The organism is Roseateles sp. P5_E11 (assembly GCF_054049355.1).
Map to the genome: position 1 here is coordinate 1 of NZ_JBFUMO010000573.1, position 3,636 is coordinate 3,636.

At 69.1% G+C, this 3,636-nt stretch carries 5 protein-coding genes; all 5 read left to right on the plus strand.

Annotated elements, in window-relative coordinates; translation table 11 throughout:
* Window positions 1-189 (plus strand): hypothetical protein (locus ACXJKR_RS27175; protein ID WP_457325471.1); only part of this gene is annotated, 189 nt, incomplete at its 5' end.
* A gap of 30 nt (window positions 190-219) precedes the next feature.
* Entirely contained in the window at window positions 220-1,191 is a 972-nt protein-coding gene (locus ACXJKR_RS27180) for a WxcM-like domain-containing protein (protein ID WP_457325473.1), read from the plus strand.
* A complete protein-coding gene (locus tag ACXJKR_RS27185) occupies window positions 1,188-2,285 on the plus strand; it encodes a DegT/DnrJ/EryC1/StrS family aminotransferase (protein ID WP_056196522.1) in 1,098 nt (365 codons plus the stop codon). Before ACXJKR_RS27180 ends, ACXJKR_RS27185 begins: the two co-directional genes overlap by 4 nt.
* 14 nt (window positions 2,286-2,299) lie before the next feature.
* On the plus strand, window positions 2,300-2,857 hold the full coding sequence (locus ACXJKR_RS27190; RefSeq protein ID WP_457325474.1) for a GNAT family N-acetyltransferase: 558 nt from the start codon (window positions 2,300-2,302) through the stop codon (window positions 2,855-2,857).
* Between the two features lie 14 nt (window positions 2,858-2,871).
* Window positions 2,872-3,636 (plus strand): hypothetical protein (locus tag ACXJKR_RS27195; protein ID WP_457325475.1); only part of this gene is annotated, 765 nt, incomplete at its 3' end.

The following is a 3,636-nucleotide window of genomic DNA, read 5'->3' on the forward strand; positions in this document are numbered from 1 at the left end:
GACCGCGTGCGCGCGTCGACGCTGCAGCAGTGGCAGCAGCTCGGCCGCCGCTCGCTGTTCGACGTGATGGCCGCCGAGTGCGACTACTACTCGATGCGGGTCGCCCATGTGAACGCGATGTTCGACGCGCAGCAGATCGTCGCGCTGATCTGGAGCATGGGCCGCGGTGTGGCGGCGCCCTTGCGCTGACGCGGCCGAGGGATACTGAACAGTCCAAGCATGGGAGATCAATCGATGATGGATGGCAGCGGCGCTTTTGTGCACTCGCACGCCCTGGTCGAGTCCACGCAGATCGGGCCGCGTACGCGCGTCTGGGCCTTCGCCCACATCCTGCCCGGCGCCCGCATCGGCGCCGATTGCAACGTCTGCGACCACGTCTTCATCGAGAACGAGGTGGCGGTTGGCGACCGGGTGACCGTCRAGTGCGGGGTCTATCTGTGGGACGGCATCACGCTGGAGGATGACGTCTTCGTCGGCGCCAACGCTGCCTTCAGCAACGACCCCGCGCCGCGCAGCCGCAGGAAGCCCACGGAGTTCCTCAAGACCCGCGTTCGCGCGGGTGCCAGCATCGGCGCCAATGCCACCATCCAGGCCGGCCTGACCATCGGCCCGGGGGCGCTGGTGACGGACGGCGCCGTCGTCACCCGCGACGTGCCGCCGCGAGCCATCGTTGCCGGCAACCCGGCCCACATCGTCGGCTACCTCGACACGCCCGAGGTCCAGGTCAGCGGCCCCGCCATCTCCGCGCATCGGCTCGGCGACGCATTGCCCGCCCTGCAGGCGCGCGGTGCACGGTTGCATGCGCTGCCCAAGATCGTCGACCTGCGCGGTGCGCTGAGCTTCGGCGAGATCGACGCCCACCTGCCGTTCACGCCGCGGCGCTTCTTCATCGTCTACGACGTGCCCAATGAGGAGGTGCGCGGCGAGCACGCACACCGGGCCTGCCATCAGTTCCTCATCTGCGTGAAAGGCAGCTGCACCATCGTGCTGGACGATGGCGAGCACCGCGACGAGCTGCGCCTGGACAGCCCCAAGGTCGGGCTGCACATCCCGCCCATGGTCTGGGGCATCCAGTACCGCTTCTCGCCCGATGCCGTGCTGCTGGTGCTGGCCTCGGACACCTACGACGCGGGCGACTACATCCGCGACTACGACGACTTCCTTGCCGCCGTCGGCAACGCGCCCGCATGAAGCTGCCCTTTCTGGACCTGCAACCCACCTATGCCGCCTCGCGCGCGGCCATTGACGCGGCGCTCAGCCGCGTGGCCGGCAGCGGCTGGTTCATCCTCGGCCGCGAGCTGGAAGCCTTCGAGTCGCAGTGGGCGGCCTATTGCGGCGCGGCCCATGCCGTGGGCCTGGGCAACGGCCTGGACGCCCTGCACCTGGGCCTGCTGGCGCTCGGCGTGGGGGAGGGCGACGAGGTCATCGTGCCGGCCAACACCTACATCGCCACCTGGCTGGCCGTCAGCCAGTGCGGCGCCACGCCCGTGCCCGTCGAACCCGACCTGCGCACCTACAACATCGACCCGGCACGCATCGAGGCGGCCATCACGCCGCGCACCCGCGCCATCCTGCCCGTGCACCTCTACGGCCAGCCGGCCGACATGGACGCCATCAACGCCATCGCCAGCAAGCACGGCCTGCGCGTGCTGGACGACTGCGCCCAGGCCCACGGCGCGCGCTGGGGCGGCCGCGTCGTCGGCAGCCAGGCTGATGCCTCGGCCTGGAGCTTCTACCCCGGCAAGAACCTCGGTGCCATGGGCGACGGCGGCGGCCTCACGACCAACGACCCCGCCGTGGCCGACCGCGTTCGCGTGCTGCGCAACTATGGCTCTCGGGTCAAGTACCACAACGAGGTCAAGGGCCTGAATTCGCGCCTGGACGAGATGCAGGCCGCCGTGCTGGCGGCCAAGCTGCCCGACCTGGACGCGCTCACCCAGCAGCGCCGGCATATCGCCGCGAGGCTGCTGGACGGCCTCGCTGGCGCCAACCTTGTGCTGCCCTTCGTGCCCGAGCCGGCCGAGCCGGCCTGGCACCTGTTCGTCATCCGGCATCCCGAGCGCGATCGCCTGCAGCAGGCCCTGGCCGAGCGCGGCATCGGCACGCTGATCCACTATCCCGTGCCACCGCATCTGCAGCCGGCCTATGCCGAACTGGGCATGGCCGTCGGCAGCCTGCCGCTGACCGAGCAGATCCACCGCGAAGTGCTGAGCCTGCCCCTGTGGCCCGGCATGTCCGACGCCCAGGTGGACCAGCTGATCGGCACCGTACGGGCGCTGACCTGAGCAAAGGAGCCGCCATGCCGATCACTTTGGTCAAGCCCGCCCGCGTGCTGGGCAAGAGCATCGTCCTGCGTGACGCCACGGTGGATGATGCCGAGTTCATCGTCGGCCTGCGCACCGATCCGGTCAAAGGCCAGTACCTCTCCAAGACCTCGTCCGACGTGGCCGCGCAGCGCGCCTGGCTGCAGGCCTATGCCGGCGATGACAGCCAGGTCTACTTCATCATCGAGGACCACGCCGGCACCCGGCACGGCACCGTGCGGCTGTATGACCCGCAGGGCGACTCCTTTTCCTGGGGCTCCTGGATCCTGGCCGACGACCGTCCCAGCGGTTTCGCGGTGGAGTCGGCGCTGATGGTCTACCGCTATGCCCTGAGCCTGGGCTTCACCGCCTCGCACTTCAGCGTGAGAGTGGGCAACGAGTCGGTCTGGAAATTCCACGAGCGCTTCGGCGCCGTGCGCACGCGGGAGGAGGGCGAGGACTACTTCTACGCCATCTCCCGCGAGGCCATGGAGGCCTCATTCGAGAAGTACAGGAAATACCTGCCCGACGGCATCGCCGTCATCGCGCGCTGACCCCCGGTCCCTCAATGACTCAATACCTGAACCTGGTGCAGCGCCTGGATGGCCTGCAGGCCGCGGGCGACTGGCCGGCGATGTTGATGGAACTCAGCAACACCGTCATCGCGCTGCTGAATGACCCGCGGGCCAAGGGCCTGGTCTTCGGCTCCGCCGAGATGGACCGCTTCTGCCTGGCAGCGGGCGCCCTGGCCGCGCGCCAGCTCAACCTGGCAACCCCCGAGAGCTATCACGACCACCTCGCCGTGCACGTGGCCACCGAGCTGTACGACGGCCAGGGCGGCCACTCGCTCGCGCTGAAGGACGTCATCCGCGCCCGGCCCGACCTCACCCATGTCGTGGTGGTGACCAATCTGCATGAGCGCGAGTTGCCCCTGCAGAACTTCCTGGCCGACCTGCCGCCCACGGTGCAGATGCTGCTGGCGCCGCCCATGCAGCTGCGCGACAAGCTCCAGTGGCTGCACCTGCAGCTCGCCACGCTCAAGCCCGGGCTGTTGACGCTGTTCCATCACCACTACGACGTGGCCGCGGTCGGGGCCGCGCAGCCGGGCGTGGCGCGCGAGATCGCCTATTTCCACCATGCCGACCACGACATGGCCCTGGGCGTCTACCTGCCGCATGCGCTGCATGTGGACTGCACCAACCTGTCCTTCCACAAATGCCAGCACTTTCTGGGCGTGCACCACGCGGTCTACTGGCCGCTGACCGCGCCTGACCAGGGCGCCCGCGCGGGGCATGCCTTCATGGCCGGTGGCGAGTTGCGCACCTGCTCACAC

Coding starts and splice junctions, on each gene's coding strand:
- ACXJKR_RS27185 (WP_056196522.1), top strand. CDS start 1,188: ATGAAGCTGCCCTTTCTGGACCTGCAACCCACCTATGCCGCCTCGCGC.
- ACXJKR_RS27190 (WP_457325474.1), top strand. CDS start 2,300: ATGCCGATCACTTTGGTCAAGCCCGCCCGCGTGCTGGGCAAGAGCATC.